Source organism: Limnohabitans sp. TS-CS-82 (genome assembly GCF_002943475.1).
On the sequence record NZ_PTQX01000012.1, the window covers coordinates 193,770 to 214,078 of the forward strand.

The 20,309-nt window shown below is 55.8% G+C and carries 16 protein-coding genes; 9 read left to right on the forward strand and 7 right to left on the reverse strand.

Going from position 1 to position 20,309, the window contains the following annotated elements; genetic code table 11:
- Positions 1 to 44: 44 nt before the first annotated feature.
- The gene (locus C5F52_RS21315; protein WP_104800360.1) at positions 45 to 1,127 is read right to left on the reverse strand and encodes a quinone-dependent dihydroorotate dehydrogenase; all 1,083 of its coding nucleotides are present in this window, start codon (positions 1,125 to 1,127) and stop codon (positions 45 to 47) included.
- Between the two features lie 41 nt (positions 1,128 to 1,168).
- Here C5F52_RS21315 and rpiA point away from each other — a divergent pair, with 41 nt between their 5' ends.
- Together rpiA and C5F52_RS21325 are read left to right on the forward strand one after the other, a co-directional pair.
- The gene (gene rpiA / locus C5F52_RS21320; RefSeq protein WP_104800361.1) at positions 1,169 to 1,867 is read left to right on the forward strand and encodes a ribose-5-phosphate isomerase RpiA; all 699 of its coding nucleotides are present in this window, start codon (positions 1,169 to 1,171) and stop codon (positions 1,865 to 1,867) included.
- Positions 1,864 to 2,568, forward strand: coding sequence for an SDR family NAD(P)-dependent oxidoreductase (locus C5F52_RS21325; protein ID WP_236657955.1), 705 nt, complete (start codon positions 1,864 to 1,866; stop codon positions 2,566 to 2,568). Before rpiA ends, C5F52_RS21325 begins: the two co-directional genes overlap by 4 nt.
- 3 nt (positions 2,569 to 2,571) lie before the next feature.
- Here C5F52_RS21325 and C5F52_RS21330 read toward each other — a convergent pair whose 3' ends face one another.
- From C5F52_RS21330 to C5F52_RS21345, 4 genes are all read right to left on the reverse strand, one after another.
- Entirely contained in the window at positions 2,572 to 4,659 is a 2,088-nt protein-coding gene (locus tag C5F52_RS21330) for a M3 family metallopeptidase (protein ID WP_104800363.1), read from the reverse strand.
- A 10-nt stretch (positions 4,660 to 4,669) separates the two neighbouring features.
- The gene (gene folD, locus C5F52_RS21335) at positions 4,670 to 5,530 is read right to left on the reverse strand and encodes a bifunctional methylenetetrahydrofolate dehydrogenase/methenyltetrahydrofolate cyclohydrolase FolD (protein ID WP_104800364.1); all 861 of its coding nucleotides are present in this window, start codon (positions 5,528 to 5,530) and stop codon (positions 4,670 to 4,672) included.
- A gap of 84 nt (positions 5,531 to 5,614) precedes the next feature.
- The gene (locus C5F52_RS21340) at positions 5,615 to 6,241 is read right to left on the reverse strand and encodes a response regulator transcription factor (protein ID WP_104800365.1); all 627 of its coding nucleotides are present in this window, start codon (positions 6,239 to 6,241) and stop codon (positions 5,615 to 5,617) included.
- Positions 6,242 to 6,256: 15 nt separating this feature from the next.
- Positions 6,257 to 8,764, reverse strand: coding sequence for a PAS domain S-box protein (locus C5F52_RS21345; RefSeq protein WP_104800366.1), 2,508 nt, complete (start codon positions 8,762 to 8,764; stop codon positions 6,257 to 6,259).
- Between the two features lie 153 nt (positions 8,765 to 8,917).
- On the opposite strand from C5F52_RS21345, the gene aceE reads away from it, so the two are divergent.
- Genes aceE through lpdA form a run of 3 tightly spaced genes read left to right on the forward strand, consistent with a single transcriptional unit; the run spans position 8,918 to position 15,163 of the window.
- Positions 8,918 to 11,617, forward strand: a complete 2,700-nt coding sequence (aceE, locus tag C5F52_RS21350; protein WP_104800367.1) for a pyruvate dehydrogenase (acetyl-transferring), homodimeric type — start codon at positions 8,918 to 8,920, stop codon at positions 11,615 to 11,617.
- A gap of 18 nt (positions 11,618 to 11,635) precedes the next feature.
- Positions 11,636 to 13,303: a dihydrolipoyllysine-residue acetyltransferase gene (gene aceF, locus C5F52_RS21355; protein WP_104800368.1), complete on the forward strand. Its 1,668-nt coding sequence runs from the start codon at positions 11,636 to 11,638 to the stop codon at positions 13,301 to 13,303.
- Positions 13,304 to 13,318: 15 nt separating this feature from the next.
- Positions 13,319 to 15,163: a dihydrolipoyl dehydrogenase gene (gene lpdA / locus C5F52_RS21360; protein WP_104800369.1), complete on the forward strand. Its 1,845-nt coding sequence runs from the start codon at positions 13,319 to 13,321 to the stop codon at positions 15,161 to 15,163.
- Between the two features lie 275 nt (positions 15,164 to 15,438).
- On the opposite strand, the gene C5F52_RS21365 is transcribed toward lpdA, so the two are convergent.
- Both C5F52_RS21365 and C5F52_RS21370 read right to left on the reverse strand, forming a co-directional pair.
- Positions 15,439 to 15,732: a DNA-binding transcriptional regulator gene (locus C5F52_RS21365; protein ID WP_104800370.1), complete on the reverse strand. Its 294-nt coding sequence runs from the start codon at positions 15,730 to 15,732 to the stop codon at positions 15,439 to 15,441.
- 11 nt (positions 15,733 to 15,743) lie between these two features.
- Entirely contained in the window at positions 15,744 to 16,088 is a 345-nt protein-coding gene (locus tag C5F52_RS21370; RefSeq protein WP_104800371.1) for a type II toxin-antitoxin system RelE/ParE family toxin, read from the reverse strand.
- 140 nt (positions 16,089 to 16,228) lie between these two features.
- Between C5F52_RS21370 and C5F52_RS21375 the strand changes: the two genes are divergently transcribed.
- The 4 genes from C5F52_RS21375 to C5F52_RS21390 all read left to right on the forward strand — a co-directional run.
- Complete coding sequence (locus C5F52_RS21375; protein WP_104800372.1) at positions 16,229 to 17,800, forward strand: type I restriction-modification system subunit M; 1,572 nt, start codon at positions 16,229 to 16,231, stop codon at positions 17,798 to 17,800.
- The gene (locus tag C5F52_RS21380; protein WP_104800373.1) at positions 17,797 to 19,044 is read left to right on the forward strand and encodes a restriction endonuclease subunit S; all 1,248 of its coding nucleotides are present in this window, start codon (positions 17,797 to 17,799) and stop codon (positions 19,042 to 19,044) included. The genes C5F52_RS21375 and C5F52_RS21380 overlap by 4 nt, the downstream gene beginning before the upstream one ends.
- A complete protein-coding gene (locus tag C5F52_RS21385; protein WP_104800393.1) occupies positions 19,034 to 19,894 on the forward strand; it encodes a BRO family protein in 861 nt (286 codons plus the stop codon). The genes C5F52_RS21380 and C5F52_RS21385 overlap by 11 nt, the downstream gene beginning before the upstream one ends.
- Positions 19,891 to 20,309, forward strand: a 419-nt coding sequence (locus C5F52_RS21390) for a virulence RhuM family protein (RefSeq protein WP_146100134.1), incomplete at its 3' end; no start/stop codon positions are given. The genes C5F52_RS21385 and C5F52_RS21390, both read left to right, overlap by 4 nt.

Sequence of the window (20,309 nt, forward strand, 5' to 3'; positions counted from 1 at the left end):
AGTTTGCTTTTCGCGCGGAGTTACCCGTCACGAAAGCTTGCTGCTTATTTAGTGCGATCGCGAATGGCCAACGCAGCCTCTTTCACGAGTGCTGGGCCTTTGTAAATCAGACCGGTGTAAATCTGCACCACATCCGCACCTGCTTTGATTTTCGCTACCGCATCGGCGCCGCTCAAGATGCCGCCCACGCCGATGATGGGGAAGTTCGGTCCCATGGCTGCGCGTAATTGGCGAATGACTTCGTTGCTTTTCTCGAACACGGGTGCGCCTGATAGGCCGCCTGTTTCGTCGGCGTGTGCCATGCCTTGCACGGCGTCGCGGGCGATCGTTGTATTCGTCGCAATCACGCCCCAAGATGGCGTGCCTTCGTGCACACAGTGACGCTTCAACGTGGTCGCAATCACCGCGATTTGGTCGCTGTCCAAATCGGGCGCAATCTTGATGAACACCGGCACTTGCTTGTTGTGTTGTTGAGCCAATTCCGCGCGGCGTTTGGCGAGCGTGCCGATGAGTGCATCCAGCGCTTCGTCGCTTTGCAGCTCGCGCAGGTTTTTGGTGTTGGGGCTAGAGATGTTTACCGTCACGTAGTCGGCGTGTGGGTAGACGCCGTTGAGGCAAATCAAATAATCGTCAGCTGCATTTTCAATGGGCGTGGCGGCGTTCTTGCCGATGTTGAGGCCAAGCAACATGGGCGTGCCGCCTTGCTTGGTTGAGTTGCTACGGAACTTCGCCAGTTTCACGTTGGCCAAGAAAGCATCCAAACCTTCGTTGTTAAAGCCCAAGCGGTTAATCAACGCGTTGGCTTCGGGTAAACGGAACATGCGCGGCTTGGGGTTGCCCGGCTGGCCTTTTGGCGTGACGGTGCCCACTTCGACAAAACCAAAACCCATTGCGGCCAAGCCGTCGATGCAATGCGCGTTTTTGTCCAAGCCTGCGGCCAAGCCCACACGGTTGGGGAAGTTCAAGCCTGCCAGTTGAACGGGGTCTTGCACGCGCTCTTGGCAATAGGCCCACGCCAGCGGCGTGTTTTGCGTGCGGGCCAGCATGGCCAGCGTGTGTTCATGGGCGGTTTCAGGAGCACAAGCAAACAGAAATGGGCGGGCGAGGGAATAAGGCAACAACGACATGGATAATCTCAAGCTTTTATAAAACCCTCGGATTTTCGCCCATGAACACGCCTACAAATGCCACACCTTTGTCTCAAGACGAATTGAAAACTTTGGTGGGCCAGGCCGCCCTGCAATATGTGGTGCCCGGCGAAGTGGTGGGCGTGGGCACAGGCTCTACGGTGAACAAGTTCATCGACGCCTTGGCCACCATGAAGGACCAAATCAAAGGCGCGGTGTCTAGCTCTGTGGCTTCCACCGAACGCTTGCAAGCTTTGGGCATCAAAGTGTTTGAAGCGGCCGAGGTAGAAAGCCTGTCGGTCTACATCGACGGCGCTGACGAAATCGACCACCAAGGTCACATGGTCAAAGGCGGCGGCGCTGCGTTGACCCGCGAAAAAATTGTGGCTGCGCAATCCAAGATGTTTGTGTGCATTGCCGATGAAAGCAAACTGGTCGATGCATTGGGCGCATTTCCATTGCCGGTTGAAGTGATTCCCATGGCAACCGCTCGCGTGATGCGCCAATTTGTTGCGATGGGTGGCAGCGCCAAGGTGCGTTTGAAAGACGGCCAACCTTTGGTCACCGACAACGGCCAACACATCGTGGACGTGACAGGTTTGAAAATCAGTGACCCACTGAAGTTTGAGTCAGACGTGAACCAATGGCCGGGCGTGGTGACCGTGGGTGTGTTTGCCCATCAAAAAGCGCAAGTGTGTTTGCTGGGCACATCCACCGGCGTGAAGACGCTCAAGTTTTGAAAAGCCTAGGCACTTCTTATCGGGCTTTGGTGCTGGGTGCATCGGGTGCGCTGGGGAGTGCTTTTGTTGAGGCCTTGCAGGCCGATGCAGCATGCGTCGAAGTAGTTGGCTTGTCGCGCAATTCGCAACCTGCATTTCGTTTAGAAGACGAGGCCAGCATGGCAGCTGCGGCTACTGAGCTGGCCGCCCAATCTCAAGGCCCGTTTCACCTCATCATCGATGCCACAGGTGCGCTCAGCATTGACGGGCAGGGGCCAGAAAAACACATGGGTGCACTCAACGCCGCGCAACTGGCGCGTGCGTTTGAAGTCAACACCATTGGCCCCGCGTTGTTGCTCAAACACTTTGTACCTTTGCTCGCTATTGAGCAGCGCAGCATTTACGCCAAGCTATCAGCGCGCGTGGGCAGCATCAGCGACAACGGCAAAGGCGGTTGGTATGGCTATCGTGCAGCCAAGGCGGCATTGAACATGGTGCTGCAAACAGCAGCGATTGAAGCCGCCCGTAAACGCCCACAACTCGTAGTGGCTGCTATGCAGCCCGGCACAGTGGCATCCAATTTGTCAGCGCCGTTTGTGCCGGCGCAAGACTGCCTTACGCCCGCGCAATCGGTGGCGGGTTTACTCAGTGCTTTGGATGATTTGCCAGCGAAAGCCGCTGCGCACTTTGTGGATTACAAAGGCTCAGCGATTCCTTGGTGATGCTTAGTGCGCGGCGCTCATGCCTTGATGTCGCAGCAGCGCATCCAGCTGAGGCTCACGGCCACGGAAGGCTTTGAACGATTCCATCGCTGGGCGGCTACCGCCTACTTCTAGGATGGTTTCGCGGTAGCGGCGGCCCGTGTCAATGCTTGGTTCGCCATCTGCGCCTGCGGTTTCTTCAAACGCGGCGTAGGCATCGGCACTTAGCACCTCGGCCCACTTGTAGCTGTAGTAGCCGGCCGCATAGCCGCCTGCAAAGATATGGCTGAAGGTGTGCAGCGTGCGGCCCCATGCAGGGCTTTGCAAAACGGCCACTTCGGCGCGCACATCGCGCAGCACTTGCATGAAGTCTTGCGCTTTTTCACCGTCAGAGTGCAGCAGCATGTCCACGAGTGAGAACTCGATTTGACGCAGCGTTTGCAAACCGCTTTGGAAGTTTTTGGCGGCCAGCATCTTGTCGAACAAGGCGCGTGGCAAAGGCTCGCCCGTGTCCACGTGTGCGGTCATGTGGCGCAACACGCTCCACTCCCAGCAGAAGTTTTCCATGAACTGACTGGGCAGCTCGACCGCATCCCACTCGACACCGCTGATGCCCGACACATCGCGCTCGTTCACTTGCGTGAGCATGTGGTGCAAGCCGTGGCCGCATTCGTGGAAGAGGGTGATCACGTCATCGTGCGTGAGCAGCGGTGGTTTGCCGCCCACGGCTTCGGAGAAGTTGCACACAAGGTGTGCCACGGGTGTTTGCAACGCACCTGTGTCGGGGCGCAACCAGCGTGCGCGCACATCGTCCATCCACGCGCCGCCGCGTTTGCCTGCGCGAGCGCCTGGGTCGAGGTAAAACTGGCCCACTAGCTCAGGCGGCAAGCCGCGGGCGCGGGTTGCTTCCGAATGTCTTTCGATGCGATAGAACTCCACCGCTGGGTGCCACACCGGCGCGTCGTCGCGGCGAATGCTCACCTCAAACAAGGTTTCCACAATTTTGAACAAACCAGCCAACACCTTAGGCGCGGTGAAGTAGGGTTTGACTTCTTGCTCGCTGAAAGCGTAGCGCGCTTCTTTGAGCTTCTCGCCGATGTACGGCCAGTCCCACGGTTGTGGGTCTGGCAGGTTCAAGTGCTCGGCAGCAAAGGCGCGCATCTCGGCCACGTCTTTTTCGGCATAGGGGCGGGCACGTTTGGCGAGGTCACGTAAGAAGGCCATCACCTCGGCGGGCGACTGCGCCATCTTGGCAGCCAACGACACCTCGGCGTAGTTGGCATAGCCTAAGAGCTGCGCTTCTTCTTGGCGCAGGGCCAAGATTTCTTTCACCCATGGTGTGTTGTCTTGTTCTGTTTTTCCAGCTTGAACAGCTTCCGATTGGTCAGAGGCGCGTGTGGCATAAGCGCGGTACAGCTTTTCACGCAGGGCCGAGCTGTGCGCAAACTGCATGATGGGCAGGTAGCACGGCATTTTTAAATTCAGTTTGTGGCCAGCCACACCATCCTTCTCAGCTGCTGCGCGTGTGGTTTGCAGCACGTCGTCTGGTACACCAGCCAACTCTTCGGCGGTGACGATGGCCGACCATTGGTCAGTCGCGTCCAACACGTTCTCGCTGAACTTTTGGCTCACTTCCGCTTGGCGCTCTTGAATAGCAGCAAAGCGTTCTTTGGCAGCACCCACCAGCTCAGCACCTGACAACACAAAGTTGCGCATGGCCAAGGTGTGTGCGTGTTTTTGTTCGGTGTTCAAGCTCGCCGCATCGATGGCTTTGTACTTGGCATACAAGCGCTCGTCAGCACCAAGGCGTGTGTAAAACTCAGTCACGCGTGGCAGCGCTTCGGTATACGCAGCGCGCAGCTCTGGCGTGTCAGCCACAGAGTGCAAATGGCTCACAGCACCCCAAGCTCGGCTGAGTTTTTCGGTGGCCACATCCAGCACCGATGCAATCGCTTTCCACTCGGCGGGGAAGTCGGCTGCTGTGACTTGCTCTAACGCGGCATCGGCCGCAGGCAAGAGTTGATCAAGTGCCGGTGCGATGTGCGATGGTTGGATGACGTCGAACAACGGGTGATTCGAGAAATCTAGAAGCGGATTGATAGCGTGTGTCATAAGAAAACTTTCAATGTTTCTCAGATAAGGCCCGTTGCGCCGATTCCAAGGTGTTGACCAGCAACATTGTGATGGTCATCGGTCCAACCCCACCCGGTACAGGGGTGATGTAGCCCGCCACTTCTTTCACGCCATCAAAGTCCACATCACCGCACAGCTTGCCTTCATCGTTGCGGTTCATGCCCACGTCCAGCACAACAGCACCAGGCTTGACCATGTCAGCCGTCAACACATTGCGCTTGCCCACGGCGGCCACGATCACGTCAGCTTGAAGCGTGAGCGCTTTGAGGTTTTGCGTGCGCGAGTGCGCCACTGTCACAGTGGCATCTTTTTGCAGCAGCATGAGTGCCATGGGCTTGCCCACGATGTTGCTGCGGCCAATCACCACCGCGTGTTTGCCCTTCAGGTCGTAGCCAATGCTCTCGAGCATCTTCATGCAGCCATACGGCGTGCAAGGCCAGAAACCGGGCATGCCGGTCATCAATGCGCCTGCGCTCGCGATGTGAAAACCATCCACGTCTTTGGCGGGGCTGATGGCTTCGATCACTTTTTGTGCATCAATGTGCGCAGGCAAGGGCAGTTGCACCAAGATGCCGTGAATGTTGTCATCGTGGTTCAGCGCTTCCACGCGTGCCAACAAATCGGCCTCGGTCATGGTGGCTTCGTATTTTTCAAGCACCGAATGCAGGCCAGCGTCTTCACATGCTTTGACCTTGTTGCGCACATACACCTGGCTGGCTTGGTTGTCGCCTACCAACACAACGGCCAAGCCCGGTGTCAAACCCTTGGCTTTCAAGGCTGCTGTGTCGGCGGCCACTTGGGTGCGCAGTTGTTTGGAGAGGGCGTTGCCGTCAATGAGTTGTGCAGTCATGGTCTTGTGTATACAGAGAAGAAGTTGAATTGAAAACGCCCGTGAGACACGGGCGTTAAAAGGGTGAGCAAACGTGCGGCCTGATTAGGCTTTGGCAGCGTTTTGTCCGAGTGCGGTTTTCAGCAAGTCGGCCACGGTGTTGGCGTTGAGCTTTTCCATGATGTTGGCACGGTGCGCTTCCACGGTTTTGATGCTGATGCCGAGGTCGTCTGCAATTTGCTTGTTCAAACGGCCAGCCACGATGCGCTCTAACACTTGGGCTTCTCGGGTAGTCAGCTTGGCCATCAGCGCATCGCGGCTGGCGGCTTGTTGTGATTCGGCGAACGACGTGGTGGCTTGCGCCAACATGCGTTCGACCAAGTTCACCAAAGCGGTTTCGTCAAAAGGCTTTTGAATGAAGTCCATCGCGCCTTTTTTCATGGTGTCCACAGCCATGGGCACATCGCCGTGACCGGTGATGAACACGATGGGTAAAGGCGACTTTCGTTCGACCAAACGGTCTTGCAGCTCTAGGCCCGTCATGCCACCCATGCGGATGTCCACAATCAAACAAGCCACTTCACGTGGGTCGTAACGGCTCAGGAAAGTTTCGGCGGAGTCAAAGCAGCGAACACGGTAGTCCTTGCCCTCTAACAACCACTGCAAGGAATCACGTACAGCCTCGTCGTCGTCCACAACGTAGACCGTACCTTTTTTGGGGATCAAACTCATTAAAAAAACTCCAACCTATCGGACCGGTATCCAGAAGGAAAAGCGGCAGCCCGTTATTTCATCAGCATTGTAGAGGTTCTCGGCCTTCATCCGGCCTTGGTGGGATTCGACGATGGAGCGGCACAAATTCAGGCCAATGCCCATGCCTTCGGACTTGGTAGAGAAGAAAGCCTCAAACAAACGTTCTAACACTTCTGGCGGTAAACCTCGCCCTGTGTCAGTGACTGAAAACTCAATCACAGGTTGGCCTTCTTCGCTGCGTGGTAATACCTTTAGCTCCACATCGCGGCGTGTGAGCGGGCGCTGGGCCAGGTCAATGGACTCTGCGGCATTGCGCATCAAATTCACCAACACTTGTTCAATCAAGATGGGGTCCACGTTCACCGCGGGCAAGCGCGCCGCGAGCACTTGGCTCAACCGCACCTGTCGCCGACGCATCTCAATGCCGGCCAATTCCACCGCTTCAGCCACCATGGCGGTCACATCGGAGGGGGTGCGGTTGGGTTCACTGCGTTTCACAAAGGTGCGAATACGCTGGATGATTTGCCCCGCACGTTGCGCTTGGTGGGCGGTTTTTTCCAAAGCCTTGAGCAACTCTTCTTCGGTCAAATTGTTGGCTTTGATGCGCGACACCATGCCGCTGCAGTAGTTGTTGATGGCGGTCAGGGGCTGGTTGAGCTCATGCGCCACGCTGGACGCCATCTCACCCATAGTGATGAGGCGGCTGGCCGATTGCGCGCGTTCGGCTTGTACTTGGGCTTGCTCTTCGGCTTGGCGACGTGGGGTGATGTCTGAGGCAATCACCATCTGCGCCAATCGGCCATCCACCCAGTTGAGGTAGCGTGAACGCACCTCTAACCACTTGCCTAATTCCGGCACATAGATTTCGGCGTTCTCTGCCTTGGTTTCGGTGATGCCTTCGGTGGGCAAGCCCATCAAGCCATCGTCTTCATCTTGGCCGTCATCGTTTGCGGCGTCTGATGTTGTCGAGGGGCGTGGTTGGCCAGCTTGCGAAACCAAACTCAGGTGACCTTGCGTGGTGCTGGCAAACCATTGGCGATACAGCTTGTTGGCAAACAACAGTTCTTTGCTCCCCAAAGGCGCCACAGACACGGAGGCGTCCAAACCTTCGAGCACGGTGGTGAATCGGTCGTGGGCTGCGGAGAGTTGTTCGCGCACGCGGTTGGGCTCGGTGATGTCGGTCATCGACGTCATCCAGCCGGTTTGTTGGCCGCGTGCATCCACGAGGGGAGAGACATACAAGCGCGCATCAAACACTTCACCTGTTTTGCGCTTGACGCGAACTTGAAAGCCGCTGGCCGTGGTGTCGCCTTGCAGTTCTTGGGCAAGTTTTTCTTCCAAGGTCGCGCGGTCTTCTTCGGGCCAGTAGGGGAAAGGTGGTTCACGGCCCACCAATTCGTCCTCGGTCCAGCCTGTCATTTGGCAAAACGCAGCGTTCACATAGGTGATGCGGCCCTTGAGGTCCATCGCACGCATGCCGGTGAGGATGGAGTTTTCCATCGCGCGGCGAAAGTTGGTCTCTGCCACCAAGGCTTGTTGTGCTTGCACGCGTCGGCGCGTGTGTCGCCAAGTGCCAATCAGCATCCAAGCGGTCATGGCGCTGAGCACAGCCACCAACCAAAACACGCCATTGCCAATCAAACCTTGCGAGGTGCGGTAAGCCTGCGCGTGCAGCGACAGTGCATAGCCCACAGGAGTGATGGGCACTTCGTATTCGTTGGTTTGAAACAACCAAGGCAACACCTCGGTCACTTTGGGACGCGCTTTGTTGGCTTGGCCTGCCAGCACGTTGTTGTTCACGTCTCGCAAAGACACGGCATAACGGTTGGTGATTTCGTTGGGTACTGCAAATCGCAACATGCCATCCATCGTGTATTCGGCCAACAACACGCCTTCAAATTTGCCGTGGTTCAGGATGGGAACGTGAAGCTGCAAATGTGTGTAAGGCGCAGCATTGGAGCGTCTCTCGATGATGGGTTGCGAGTACACGGGCTGCTGCAAATCTCTGGCCAATTGAAAGGCGCTCAGCGTTTCGGCATGGGTGACCGCATTGCCTGTGAGAAAACTCATCGTCGAGTTGTTGCTGGCACTGGCATAAGACGTATGCACATGTTGACGCGCGTTCACCCACGTCAGGCTGGCCAGCTCTGGACTTTGGTTTAGCAGAGTTTGGGCTTCGCCAGAAAAAGCTTTGCTATCGGTTTCCCTGTTGGCAATGTCACGTGCCATGCGCATCATGAGCTCTTGTTTGTCAAGCAAACGCAGGCGTAAACGTTGTTGGGCGTACTCCACATCGCGGCGAACGACTTCTTGCTCACGCACGATTTCTTCGTAACGCAGGTACCAAAACGCGGTGGTGATGGCGGCCATGAATAGCACCACCGCCGCTAGGGGGGCGATGAACGCGAAGCGGTCCTGACGGTTGGGGGTTTGTCGGCGCCACCACTGACGCCAGTGTGTGATGAGTTGCGTGAAAGGGGAAGTGGGCAATGTTTTTGACATGTGTGGTGAGTTTATGTCTGCCTTGAAATCATTCCTTGAGGTAATTATTGAATTTCATAATAAGAAATCAATGATCGCTATTTGAAATTTTTAAAATTTGTGCGAAACTTCGTACATTCGAGTCAAAACAAGTGCAACACAGAGGAGACAAGCATGTCAGCACAACCGAACGATCCACGTAACGATGTGGACAGCCAAGAAACGCGTGAATGGATGGACGCGTTGTCCGCCGTCATCAATGCAGAAGGGCCTGAGCGCGCGCACTTCTTGTTAGAGCAACTGCTCGAGCACGCACGTGAGAGCAGCATCGACATGCCGTTCTCTGCCACCACGGGTTACGTCAACACCATCGAACCTGATCAAGAAGCGCATTGCCCTGGCAACATCGAAATTGAAGAGCGTCTGCGCGCTTACATGCGTTGGAACGCGATGGCGATGGTGGTCAAAGCCAACCGCCATAACCCAGAAGACGGTGGCGACCTCGGCGGTCACATTGGTTCTTTCGCTTCTTTGGCTCACATGTTTGGTGCGGGCTTTAACCATTTCTGGCACGCTGAAAACGAAAACCACGGTGGCGACTGCTTGTACATCCAAGGTCACGTGTCACCCGGCGTTTACGCCCGTGCTTACCTTGAAGGCCGCTTGACCGAAGAGCAATTGCTCAACTTCCGTCAAGAAGTCGATGGCAAAGGTTTGTCCAGCTACCCACACCCCAAACTCATGCCTGAGTTTTGGCAGTTCCCCACAGTGTCTATGGGCCTTGGCCCATTGATGGCCATTTACCAAGCGCGCTTCTTGAAGTACTTACACGCACGTGGCATTGCCAACACCGAAAACCGCAAGGTCTGGGTGTTCTGCGGCGACGGCGAGATGGACGAAGTCGAATCCTTGGGCGCGATCGGTTTGGCCGCTCGCGAAAAACTCGACAACTTGATCTTTGTCGTCAACTGCAACTTGCAACGCTTGGACGGCCCAGTGCGCGGCAACGGCAAGATCGTTCAAGAGTTAGAGGGCGAATTCCGTGGCTCAGGCTGGAACGTCATCAAGCTTTTATGGGGCAGCGAATGGGACAAACTGTTGGCCCGCGACAAAGACGGCGCACTGCGCAAGATCATGATGGACACCTTGGACGGCGACTTCCAAGCGTTCAAAGCCAACGATGGCGCTTATGTGCGCAAGCACTTCTTCGGTCGCGATCCACGCACCTTAGAGATGGTCTCGCACATGAGCGACGACGAAATCTGGGCTTTGAAGCGCGGCGGCCACGACCCTCAAAAGGTGTACGCGGCTTATCACGAAGCGGTGAACCACAAAGACCAACCCACTGTGTTGCTCATCAAAACCGTGAAAGGTTTTGGCATGGGCAAAGCAGGCGAGGGCAAGAACAACGTTCACCAAACCAAGAAGCTCACGGATGAAGACATCAAGTACATGCGTGACCGCTTCAACATCCCAGTGCCTGACAGCGAATTGGCCAACGTGCCGTTCTACAAGCCAGCGGACGACACCCCTGAAATGCAATACCTGCACGAGCGCCGCAAAGCCTTGGGCGGCTACTTGCCACACCGTCGCACGAAAGCCGAAGAAACCTTCACTGTGCCGTCGTTGGACATCTTCAAATCGGTGATGGAGCCCACAGCCGAAGGCCGTGAAATCTCCACCACCCAAGCCTATGTGCGCTTCCTCACGCAGCTCTTGCGTGACCAAGCTTTGGGCCCACGCGTGGTGCCTATCTTGGTGGACGAAGCCCGTACCTTTGGTATGGAAGGCTTGTTCCGTCAAATCGGTATTTACAACCCAGCGGGTCAAAACTACACACCGGTCGATAAAGACCAAGTGATGTATTACAAGGAAGACAAAGCGGGCCAAATCCTGCAAGAAGGCATCAACGAAGCCGGCGGTATGTCCAGCTGGATTGCTGCTGCGACGAGCTACTCCACCAGCAACCGCATCATGGTGCCGTTCTATGTGTACTACTCGATGTTTGGTTTCCAACGCATTGGCGATTTGGCATGGGCTGCTGGCGACATGCAAGCACGCGGTTTCTTGTTGGGCGGCACATCGGGCCGTACCACTTTGAACGGCGAAGGCTTGCAGCACGAAGACGGTCACAGCCACATCATGGCCAACACCATTCCTAACTGCGTGTCTTATGACCCCACCTTCGCACACGAAGTCGGCGTCATCCTGCACCACGGTTTGAAGCGCATGGTTGAGAAGCAAGACAACGTCTTCTACTACATCACCTTGTTGAACGAAAACTACGCCATGCCCGGCCTCAAAGCTGGCACGGAAGAGCAAATCATCAAAGGCATGTACTTGTTGCAACAAGGCGAGGGCAAAAAAACTGCACCACGCGTGAACTTGTTGGGCTCGGGCACTATCTTGCGCGAATCCATCGCTGCACGCGACTTGCTCGCTGCCGATTGGGGCGTGGCTGCCAACGTTTGGAGCTGCCCAAGCTTCAACGAACTCACACGCGACGGCCAAGACGCAGAGCGTTACAACTTGTTGCACCCCACTGACAAGCCAAAAGTGCCGTTTGTCTCTGCACAGTTGGACCCATACGTTGGTCCAGTCGTTGCATCGACCGACTACATGAAAGCCTACGCCGAACAGATTCGTCCGTTCATCCCCAAAGGCCGCACCTACAAAGTGTTGGGCACAGACGGCTTCGGTCGTTCCGACTTCCGCAGCAAGCTGCGTGAGCACTTTGAAGTCAACCGCCACTACATCGTGGTCGCAGCCCTCAAAGCCCTCAGCGAAGAAGGCACTGTGCCAGTGGCACAAGTGGCTGAAGCCATCAAAAAGTACGGCATCAAAGTCGACAAGATCAACCCGCTGTACGCATAAAAATTCGGGAGACACAACATGGCATTGGTAGAAGTAAAAGTCCCGGATATCGGGGATTTCGACGAAGTCGCAGTCATTGAACTGCTGGTCAAAGTGGGCGACACCGTGAAAGCGGAACAGTCCCTGATCACCGTCGAATCAGACAAAGCCTCAATGGAAATTCCATCGAGCACAGCCGGTGTGGTCAAAGAGCTGCGCGTGAACTTGGGTGACAAGGTCAAAGAAGGCTCAGTGGTGTTGGTGGTGGAAGCCGCTGGTGCTGCCGCAGCCCCTGCAGCTACCGCACCCGCAGCAGCTGCTCCTGTAGCCGCCGCAGCGCCTGCAGCTGTTGCAGCTGCAGCCCCTGTTGCAGCCGCCGCTTCATCGGCATCGGGCCCTATCGAAATTCACGTGCCAGACATTGGCGACTTCAAAAACGTCGCCGTGATCGAAGTGTTTGTGAAGCCTGGCGACAGCATCAAGGTGGAGCAATCGCTCATCACGGTTGAGTCTGACAAAGCCTCGATGGAAATTCCATCCTCACACGCGGGCGTGCTCAAAGAGCTCAAAGTCAAAGTGGGCGACACCGTCAACATTGGTGACTTGTTGGCCATTTTGGAAGGCACCGTGTCTGCCGCTGCTGCACCTGTGGCTGCAGCCGCATCTGCAGTTGCAGCCGTAGCATCTGCCGCTGTTGCTGCACCTACTGCGGTTGCCGCTGCAGTGGCTGCCGTGGCCGCACCAGCACACGCCCCAGGCGCACCCACATTGGGCTTGCCACACGCATCACCTTCTGTGCGCAAGTTCGCACGCGAACTCGGTGTGCCGTTGGAAGAGCTCAAAGGCTCTGGCCACAAAGGCCGTATCACACAAGACGACGTGCAAACCTTCACCAAGTCCGTCATGTCGGGCGCGACACAAACCAAGGCTCAAGCAGCCAAGGGTGGCGCATCTGCGGGTGGTGATGGTGCAGCCTTGGGCCTCATCCCATGGCCGAAGGTTGACTTTGCCAAGTTCGGTCCTGTCGAGCGCAAAGAAATGGGCCGTATCAAGAAGATCAGCGGCGCGAACTTGCTTCGCAACGCCATCATGATTCCGGCCGTCACCAACCATGACGACTGTGACATCACCGACCTCGAAGCCTTCCGCGTCTCGACCAACAAAGAGAACGAGAAGAGCGGCGTCAAAGTGACCATGCTTGCTTTCTTGATCAAGGCTTGCGTGGCCGCGCTCAAGAAATACCCAGAGTTCAACAGCTCGCTCGACGGCGATGCACTGGTCTACAAAAACTACTGGCACATCGGCTTTGCCGCTGACACGCCCAATGGTTTGATGGTTCCCGTCATCCGCGATTGCGACAAAAAAGGCGTGCTGCAAATCAGCGCCGAAATGTCAGAGCTGGCCAAGAAAGCCCGTGACGGCAAACTCGGCCCCGCCGAAATGACTGGCGCAACCTTCACCATCTCTAGCCTCGGCGGCATTGGTGGTAAGTACTTCACGCCCATCATCAACGCGCCCGAAGTGGCCATCCTCGGTGTGTGCAAGAGCACCATGGAACCCGTGTGGAACGGCAAAGAATTTGTGCCACGCCTGATGTTGCCTCTGAGCTTGACGTGGGATCACCGCGTCATCGACGGCGCAGCGGCGGCACGCTTCAATGCGTACCTCGGTCAAATCCTCGGCGACTTCCGTCGCGTGTTGCTCTAAGCCCAAGGAACTGATATGGCAATGATTGATATCAAAGTTCCAGACATCGGCGACTTCGACGAAGTGGCCGTGATCGAGTTGCTGGTCAAACCCGGCGACACAGTCAAAGCTGAGCAATCGCTCATCACTGTGGAGTCCGACAAAGCGTCGATGGAAATTCCATCCTCACACGCAGGCGTGGTGAAAGAGTTGAAAGTCAAGCTGGGCGACAAGGTCAAAGAAGGCTCTGTTGTGTTGGTGTTGGATGCAGAAGGCGCTGCCGCTGCTCCTGCCGCGCCAACCGCTTCTGCACCTGCGCTCGCAGCGGCTCCAGCCGCAGCACCCGCTGCTCCAGTGGCCGCAGCCCCCGCACCAACAGCCTCATCCTTTGGCGGCTCTGCCGACATCGAGTGTGATGTGCTCGTGTTGGGCGGTGGCCCTGGTGGCTACTCGGCTGCATTCCGTGCGGCTGACCTCGGCTTGAACGTCGTCATCGTCGAGCGCTACGCCACCTTGGGCGGCGTGTGTTTGAACGTGGGTTGCATTCCATCCAAAGCCCTGCTGCACGTCGCAGCGGTGATGGACGAAGTGGCCCACATGGCTGACCTCGGTGTGGACTTCGGTACACCCGCTGTCAACATCGACAAGCTGCGCGGCCACAAAGAAAAAGTCATTGGCAAACTCACAGGCGGCTTGGCTGCCATGGCCAAGATGCGCAAGGTCACCACCGTGCGCGGCTTGGGTCAGTTCGTGGGTGCAAACCACCTCGAAGTGAGCGAGACCACTGGCACTGCACAAGAACAAAACGGCAGCAAAAAAGTGATCGCCTTCAAGAAGGCCATCATCGCTGCAGGCTCACAAGCTGTGCGTTTGCCTTTCATGCCCAACGACCCACGCGTGGTCGACAGCACCGGCGCTTTGGAACTCAAAGAAGTGCCCAAGCGCATGCTCATCTTGGGCGGCGGCATCATCGGCCTCGAGATGGGCACTGTTTACAGCACGCTGGGCGCACGCCTAGACGTGGTGGAAATGATGGACGGCCTCATGCAAGGCGCTGACCGCGACTTGGTGAAGATCTGGCAAAAGATGAACGCCAAGCGCTTTGACAACATCATGCTCAAGACCAAGACCGTGTCCGCACGTGCCTTACCCGAAGGTATTGAGGTCACGTTTGCACCGGCAGAAGAGGGCGGCACAGCCCCCGCGCCGCAGGTGTACGACCTCGTGTTGCAAGCTGTGGGCCGCACGCCCAACGGCAAGAAACTCGCCGCTGAAAAAGCTGGCGTGTCTGTGACCGACCGTGGCTTTATTAACGTCGACATTCAAATGCGCACCAACGTGCCGCACATCTTTGCCATTGGCGACATCGTGGGCCAGCCCATGTTGGCGCATAAGGCGGTGCACGAAGCACACGTGGCGGCAGAAGTGATTGCTGGCGAACTGCAAGGCAACAAAGAGCTGGCAGCCGCTGCGTTCAACGCGCGCGTCATCCCAAGCGTGGCCTACACCGACCCCGAAGTGGCATGGGTGGGCTTGACCGAAGACCAAGCCAAAGCGCAAGGTATCAAGGTGAAAAAGGGCTTGTTCCCTTGGACCGCCTCGGGCCGCGCCATTGCCAACGGCCGCGACGAAGGCGTGACCAAACTGCTGTTTGACGATTCACCCGAGGCCCACGGCCACGGCAAGATCTTGGGCGGCGGCATGGTGGGCACGCACGCGGGCGACATGATTGGCGAGATCGCTCTGGCAATCGAAATGGGCGCAGACGCTGTGGACATCGGCAAAACCATTCACCCACACCCCACGCTTGGCGAAAGCATCGGCATGGCGGCAGAAGTGGCGCACGGTAGCTGCACGGACTTGCCGCCTAGCAAGAAGTAAACACTTCGCGTTGTAAACAAAGAAGCCGCCAACCTAAGAGGGTTGGCGGCTTTTTTTCTTGCTGAGTGATTTCAATGCAAGTGCAAATCAAATATTTTTTCGACCCTTGGGCTAATCTAGCCCCACAAAGCGCAACGCCACCTCGAGGGTGGCGTCTTGCTCTGGTGCATCAAAGGGCATCACCGGCTTAGGTACCTTTACAGGTGCGGGAGTGGGGTCCTCAGTGCTTACGATAAAAAGTATACCGCCCAACCTGAAAGGCTTGGCAGCTTCTTTTATTGCAATGCTTGCAGCACCGCTGTTGGATTGCGATCAATCACATTGAGCAACACCAGCGAAGCACCGCTGGGTGAACGGTCACCACGTTCCCAATGGCGCAATGTAGCCACTGAAAAACCAAAGCGAGCTGCAAACTGCTCTTGTGTCAGGCTCAGGCGTTGGCGCAGGTTTGACACATCAACTGCATGGGGTTGGTACAGCTTCACACCAGATGTTTTGGTGTCTTTGGTTTTGGCGTGCGCAACGGCTTCAGTCAAACCTTGTTTGATGCTGTTGAATGCATTTGTCATGTGTTTTCCTTTCACGATTCAAACCAAATTTGCACGAGCAAATCGACCACTTCTGCCAACTCATTGCGCTCAGCTTTGCTGATGTTGGCACGTTCATTTTTTGCAAACAGTGTCAGCAGGTAAAGCGGCATTTGTTCACTGTGAACGTAATAGATCACGCGCACACCACCTGACTTGCCCTGTGCACCCCGTCCCCAACGCAGTTTGCGAATGCCGCCTGTGCCCTCCATCAAGTCGCCCGCTTTCGGATGCGCAGCCAAGTAGTTGATGATGTCTAAGCGCTCAGTCGCACTCATCAGTTTCTCAGCACGACGTATGTATTCGGGCAGCTCGGCGATAGTGAGTAGAGATTTCATTCTAATCCATTGGATTAATTCGACAAGTCTCTATGTTTACTCGATCAACCGATAACGTGGTGTGAAATTGCCTATGCATCTGAGTGTTTTTCACTTACTTAGAAGCGACAATATCGGCAGCTAAGAAGAGGAACTTAAGAATGACCAGCCAACAACAACGTGCCGCACTGCAAAGCCAAATCTGGAAAATTGCCAACGATGTACGCGGAGCAGTAGACGGCTGGGATTTCAAGCAGTACGTGCTGGGCACCTTGTTCTACCGGTTCATCAGCGAAAACTTTGCCAGCTACATCGAAGCGGGTGACGACAGCATCAACTACGCAGAGCTGGCGGATAGCGTGATCACCGCAGACATCAAAGACGATGCCGTCAAGACCAAGGGCTATTTCATCTACCCCAGTCAGCTGTTTGCCAAAGTGGTTGCCAGTGTCAACACCAACGAAAGCTTAAACACCGATTTAGCCGCTATCTTTACCGCCATTGAAAGCTCGGCCAATGGCTATCCGTCCGAAAAAGACATCAAAGGCTTGTTTGCCGACTTTGACACCACCAGCAACCGCCTGGGCAATACCGTCAAAGACAAAAACACCCGCCTGGCCGCCGTTCTCAAGGGCGTGGCCGAGCTGGACTTTGGCGACTTTGGCGGCAGCGATTTCGAGACCCACCAAATCGACCTGTTTGGCGATGCCTACGAATTCCTCATTTCCAACTATGCCGCCAACGCGGGCAAGTCGGGCGGTGAGTTTTTCACGCCCCAGCATGTGTCCAAGCTCATTGCCCAGCTGGCCATGCACAAGCAAACCAGCGTCAACAAGATTTACGACCCAGCCTGTGGCTCGGGCTCACTGCTGCTGCAAGCCAAAAAACACTTTGACCAGCATTTGATTCAAGACGGTTTTTGGGGGCAAGAACTCAACCACACCACCTACAACTTGGCGCGCATGAACATGTTCTTGCACAACGTCAACTACGACAAGTTCAACATCCAGCTGGGCGACACCCTGATTGACCCGCACTTTGGTGATGACAAACCGTTTGACGCCATCGTCTCCAACCCACCGTACTCGGTGAAGTGGATCGGCAGCGACGACCCTACCCTGATCAACGACGACCGCTTTGCCCCGGCAGGCGTGCTGGCCCCCAAGAGCAAGGCCGACTTTGCCTTTGTGTTGCACGCGCTCAGCTACCTCTCCAGCAAAGGCCGCGCCGCCATCGTCTGCTTTCCGGGCATCTTTTACCGGGGCGGTGCGGAGCAAAAAATCCGCCAATACCTGGTGGACAGCAACCATGTGGAAACCGTCATCTCGCTGGCGCCCAACCTGTTCTTCGGCACCACCATTGCCGTGACCATTTTGGTGCTGTCCAAACACAAGGCCGACACCACCACCCAGTTCATCGATGCCAGCGCCCTGTTCAAAAAAGAAACCAACAACAACACGCTGCTGGATGAACACATCGAACAAATCATGGCCGTGTTCGACAGCAAGGCCAACATGGACCACTTTGCCCGCTCTGTCAGCCACGCCGACATTGCCGCCAACGACTACAACCTGTCCGTCAGCAGCTACGTGGAGGCCAAAGACACCCGCGAAGTGGTGGACATTGCCCAGCTCAACGCCCAGCTCAAAACCACCGTGGCCAAGATCGACCAGCTGCGCCAAGACATTGACGCCATCGTGGCCGAGATTGAAGGCGAGGAGCAGGAGGCATGAGCAGCGTGGACTTTTTGGACAAACTGCTCGATGGGGTTGAGGTTGAGTGGACACCGCTGGGTGAGCTTGGGGAGTTGGTCCGTGGCAATGGATTGCAAAAGAAGGACTTCACTGAAACTGGTGTTCCCGCCATTCACTATGGTCAGATTTACACCTATTACGGCTTGTCTACTACGGAAACAAAATCCTTCGTGTCCCCCGACTTAGCCAAGCAGTTAAAGAAAGTTGATAAGGGCGATGTTGTCATTACCAACACAAGTGAAAACCTTGAGGATGTTGGCAAAGCACTGGTTTATCTTGGGGAGCAGCAAGCGGTTACGGGCGGACATGCATCGATCCTGAAACCTGGCGAATGTTTGCTGGGCAAATACTTTGCCTACTTTACGCAGACGGAAGAATTCTCCGTAGCAAAAAGGAAATACGCAAAAGGGACAAAGGTGATTGATGTTTCAGCCACCGATATGGCCAAGATTCAAATCCCCATCCCCTGCACAGACAACCCCAAAAAATCGCTTGCAATCCAAGCCGAAATCGTCCGCATCCTGGACGCCTTCACCGAGCTGACCACCGAGCTGACCACCGAGCTGACAACCCGCAAAAAACAATACAACCACTACCGCGACCAGTTGTTGAGTTTTGAAGATGGGGAGGTGGAGTGGAAGCCTCTTGATGAGGTCTTTGACATTTTTGCAGGTGGTGACGTGCCAAAGGATGCACTATCGAACTCTGAAACAGAGGAATTCAGTATTCCGATTCTGTCAAACGGAATTGGCGACAACTCACTATACGGGTGGACGAAGAAGGCCAAGATCGATAAACCAAGCCTGACCATATCTGCGCGGGGCACCATTGGATGGACAAGCTACAGAGAAAAGCCATTCTTTCCAATCGTGCGCCTGCTTGTGTTGACACCAAAAACAAAAGTTAATCTGAAGTACGCCTACTACTTCATGAAAACGATCGAGAGTCAATACAAGGTTCCTGCGGCAGGCATACCCCAGCTTACGAAGCCGATGGTGAAGGATATTAAGTTGCCGCTGCCATGCCCGGGCAGTCCTGAAAAGTCACTTGCCGAGCAAGACCGCATCGTTGCCATCCTCGACAAATTCGATGCGCTGACCAACTCCCTCACCGAAGGTTTGCCCCGCGAAATTGAGCTGCGCCAGAAGCAATACGCGTACTACCGCGATTTGCTGTTGAGCTTTCCGAAGTCGGAAACCCATGGAGATGCCCATGCCCACTGACCGCCCTGTCAAAGTGCAGCTGTTCGAGTCCACCCATATCCGCAGCCATTGGGATGCCGAGCGTGAAGAATGGTTTTTTTCCATTGTCGATGTGGTCGCTGCGCTCACAGACAGCGTCAACCCGACGGACTATTTGAAGAAGCTGCGCAAACGGGACGAACAGTTGCGTGACTACATAGGGACAAATTGTCCCCAGGTAGCCATGCCCACCGAGACTGGCAAAGCCAGAAAGACATTGGCCGCAACGACCCAGCAGCTTTTGCGCATCGTTCAGTCCATCCCTTCTAAAAAGGCCGAACCCTTCAAGCTCTGGCTGGCCGAAGTGGGCAGCCAGCGCCTAGACCAACTGCAAGACCCTGAACTCAGCATTGAGCAGGCCATGCGGGACTACAAGCGCCTTGGCTACACAGACAACTGGATCAACCAGCGGCTCAAGAGCATCGAGATCCGCAAGGAGCTGACCGACGAGTGGATAAAGCACGGTTTGCAAGAAGGGCCGCAGTTCGCCTTTTTGACCGATGTGATCTACAAAACCTGGGCCGACAAAACCGCCAAGGAATACAAGCAGCACAAGGGCCTGAAGAAAGAAAACCTGCGCGACAACATGACCAACAAGGAGTTGATCATGAGCATGCTGGCCGAGCTGTCCACCAAAGAAATCTCAGAAGCCGTGCAACCGCAAACGCTGGACGAACACGAATCCGTGGCCAAGCGCGGTGGCGGCGTGGCCCGGCAGGCGCGGCTGAAGCTGGAAGCCGAAACGGGCAAAAAGCTGGTCAGCCCGCAAAGCGCCAAGCAACTGCGGGCCTTGGGGCAGAACCCCGGCCCCAAAACAAGGGGCAAAGCATGAAGAAGCTCACCACCCGCGACCAAACCACCGAGTTTCTGCTCTACACCGCGCCCAATGGGGGCATCAAGGTGGAGGTGCTGCTCAGCCATGAAACCATTTGGCTGACCCAAAAGCGCATGGCCGAGTTGTTTGGCGTGGGGGTGCCAGCCATTTCTAAACACCTGAAAAACATCTTTGACAGTGGTGAACTGGTGGAAGAAGTGGTTATTTCCATTTTGGAAACAACCAGTGAGCACGGTGCTGTGGCTGGACTGACGCAGACGCAGCAGGTCAAGTATTACAACCTCGACGCCGTCATCTCGGTGGGCTACCGCGTCAATTCGGCACAGGCCACGCAGTTCCGCATTTGGGCCACCCAGCTGATCAAGGAATACATCATCAAGGGCTTTGCCATGGATGATGAGCGCCTGAAAAA